The 3,150-nt window shown below is 63.2% G+C and carries 3 protein-coding genes; all 3 read left to right on the forward strand.

The genetic code is table 11. The annotated features are described in order from the left end of the window. A partial coding sequence (locus tag WBB14_RS16110) for a chemotaxis protein CheW (protein WP_424240730.1) occupies nucleotides 1-1,257 on the forward strand: 1,257 nt, incomplete at its 5' end. Between the two features lie 16 nt (nucleotides 1,258-1,273). Further along, nucleotides 1,274-1,774 (forward strand): chemotaxis protein CheW, encoded by a 501-nt coding sequence (gene cheW / locus WBB14_RS16115; RefSeq protein WP_424240731.1) that lies wholly within the window; start codon nucleotides 1,274-1,276, stop codon nucleotides 1,772-1,774. Nucleotides 1,775-1,865: 91 nt separating this feature from the next. After that, nucleotides 1,866-3,150 (forward strand): methyl-accepting chemotaxis protein (locus tag WBB14_RS16120; RefSeq protein ID WP_424240732.1); only part of this gene is annotated, 1,285 nt, incomplete at its 3' end.

Genomic DNA, 3,150 nt, shown 5'->3' on the forward strand with positions numbered 1-3,150 from the left:
GCCATCACGCAGTCGGCCCGCGCGGCGCGGCCCGCCGCGGCGGCGCCGGCGCATGCGGACAAGGAGTCCACCTCGATCCGCGTCGGCGTCGAGAAGGTCGACCAAGTCATCAATCTGGTGGGCGAGCTGGTCATTACGCAAGCCATGCTGGCGCAGACGGCTTCCACGCTGGATCCGGTGCTGCACGACCGCCTGCTCAACGGCATGGAGCAACTCGAACGCAATGCCCGCGACCTGCAGGAAGCGGTCATGTCCATCCGGATGATGCCGATGGACTATGTGTTCAGCCGCTTCCCGCGCCTGGTGCGCGACATTGCCGGCAAGATGGGCAAGCAGATCGAACTGCAGACCCATGGCCGTGCAACGGAACTGGACAAGAGCCTGATCGAACGCATCATCGATCCCTTGACTCACCTGGTGCGCAACAGCCTGGACCACGGCATCGAGACGCCCGAAAAGCGCGTTGCCGCGGGCAAGGATCCGGTCGGGCAGCTGGTGCTGTCCGCCCAGCACAACGGCGGCAATATCGTCATTGAAGTCAGCGACGACGGCGGCGGATTGAACCGCGAAAAGATCCTGAAGAAGGCCATGGCCCAGGGGCTGGCGGTCAACGAGAATTCGCCGGACGACGAAATCTGGCAGCTGATTTTCGCGCCGGGCTTCTCCACCGCCGAAAAGGTCACGGACATTTCCGGCCGCGGCGTGGGCATGGACGTGGTGCGCCGGAACATCCAGGACATGGGCGGCCATGTGCAGTTGTCGTGCGAGCCGGGCAACGGCACCACGACGCGCATCGTGCTGCCGCTGACGCTGGCCATCCTGGATGGCATGTCGGTGCGGGTCGGCGAGGAAACCTTCATCCTGCCGCTGAACCACGTAACCGAATCGCTGCAGCCCACGAATGACCAGATCTATTCGGTGGCCGGCAACGAGCGCGTGATGCACGTGCGCGGCGAATACCTGCCGCTGGTCGAGATGCACCGGGTGTTTTCGGTCAGCGCAGCCCAGAGCGATCCCACGCAGGCCATCGCGGTCATCATGCAGGCCGAGGACCGCCGTTTCGCGCTGCTGGTGGATCACCTGATAGGCCAGCACCAGGTGGTGGTGAAGAATCTGGAATCGAATTATCGCAAGGTGCCGGGCATTTCCGCCGCCACCATCCTGGGCGATGGCAGCGTGGCCCTGATTGTCGACGTATTTGCGCTTGCGCGCGCCAACCGTGAGCGTTGGTCGCAGCCCGAAGCCATTCTGAATTGATGGAGAAATAAACCTCATGGCAGCCAAACCGCAAGCGCAAGCCGCGCGCAATGAAGATGTCGGCAGCGAGTTCCTGGTGTTCACGCTGGGCGACGAAGAGTACGGCATCGACATCCTGAAAGTGCAGGAGATCCGTGGCTACGACGCCGACACGGTTACGCGCATCGCGAATGTTCCGCCGTTCATCAAGGGCGTGACCAACCTGCGCGGAATCATCGTGCCCATCGTCGACCTGCGCATCAAGTTCAACCTGGGCCGGGTGGACTACAACGAGCAGACCGTGGTCATCATCCTGAACCTCGATCGCCGCGTCGTCGGCATCGTGGTGGACGGGGTGTCCGACGTGTTGATGCTGAATTCCGGCCAGATCCGCCCGGCACCCGAGTTTGGCGCCACCTTGTCCACCGAGTACCTGACGGGCCTGGGTACGGTGGATGAACGCATGTTGATCCTGGTGGATATTGAAAAAATGATGACCAGCGACGAAATGGCGCTGGTGGAGAAGGCCGCGTCCTGATCGGAACGGCCTGCTAGGGAGGTAGAAGCGCCATATTGAACCCAATGTGGCGCTTTCCTTTAACGATTTCAGTCTAGGAGTGGTTCTTGTGATGCGCAAGTTTCTCGCGAACATGACGATACGCAGCAGCCTGTTGTGGGTACTGGCGTTTTTCTCATTCATGTTGGTGATCGGGGCCGCGCTGGGCGTGTTGTCTCTGCGCATCAGCAACGGCACCCTGGCGGAGATCAAGCAATCGCAAGAGCTGGATGACGCGGTCGGCCGCGTCGTCTCCAGCTACAAGGACTCCATGGCTGGCTTGGGCCGCGCGGCCGCGGCCAACTACGCGGACATCGTGAAGAACGTCGGTCAGCCCACCTTGCTGACCCAAGGCTTGTCTTCCGATGCGGCCGGCCTGCTGGAACGCGCCAAGGCCTCCATGAATAAGGGGCAGGCGGAGTACGAGTATTACAAGAGCCTGGCCCGGCCCGCCGAAGCGGCCGACGCCCTGAAAGAGATCGACCAGGCCTATGAGGCGCTGGTACGCCAAGGGCTGACGCCGTTGGTGGCCTCACTGGAAAAGGCAGACATGCCCGCCTACCAGAAGCAGGTCCAGACGGTGCAGGACGCCCTGGAAGGGCGCTACGTCCGCGCGATCGAAGGCTTTGATTTCTGGCGCGCCAGCAAGATGTTGGATGCCCACGAGGTGGCGCAGGTGCGTTACCAGTTCGTCCTGATGGCCGTCGGCGCCGGCGGCGTGGTCGCCGCGTTGCTGGTGTTCGCCACTTATGTCTTCCTGCGCCGTCGCGTGCTGTTGCCGCTGAAGGAAGCAGGGCATCACTTCGACCGCATCGCCGGCGGCGACCTTACCGCCCGCGTGGACGTGCGCAACACCAACGAAATCGGACAGCTGTTTGCCGCCTTGAAACGCATGCAGGAAAGCTTGACCCGCACGGTGGCTTCGGTGCGCCGCGGCGTGGATGAGATCAACGTGGGTTCGCACGAGATTGCCGCGGGCAACACGGACCTGTCCAGCCGTACCGAGCAGCAGGCGGCCTCGCTGGAAGAGACCGCGGCGTCGATGGAGCAGTTGGCCTCGACGGTGAAGCAGAACGCGGACAACGCGCGCCAGGCCAATCAGTTGGCGGCCAGCGCGTCCGACGTGGCGGAACGCGGTGGTTCGGCGGTGTCGGAAGTGGTCAGCACGATGCAAGGCATTTCGGCCAGTTCGCGCAAGATCTCCGAGATCGTATCGGTGATCGACGGCATTGCCTTCCAGACCAACATCCTGGCGCTGAATGCCGCGGTGGAAGCGGCGCGGGCGGGCGAGCAGGGCAAGGGTTTTGCGGTGGTGGCGGGCGAAGTCCGTTCGCTGGCGCAGCGCAGCGCCCAGGCGG

Origin of the sequence: Achromobacter sp. (genome assembly GCF_049647645.1) — a bacterium.
Classification (GTDB): Bacteria; Pseudomonadota; Gammaproteobacteria; order Burkholderiales; family Burkholderiaceae_B; genus Achromobacter.

Excerpts from the sequence above, each read along its gene's own strand:
- cheW (WP_424240731.1), top strand. The coding sequence starts at position 1,274 with ATGGCAGCCAAACCGCAAGCGCAAGCCGCGCGCAATGAAGATGTCGGC.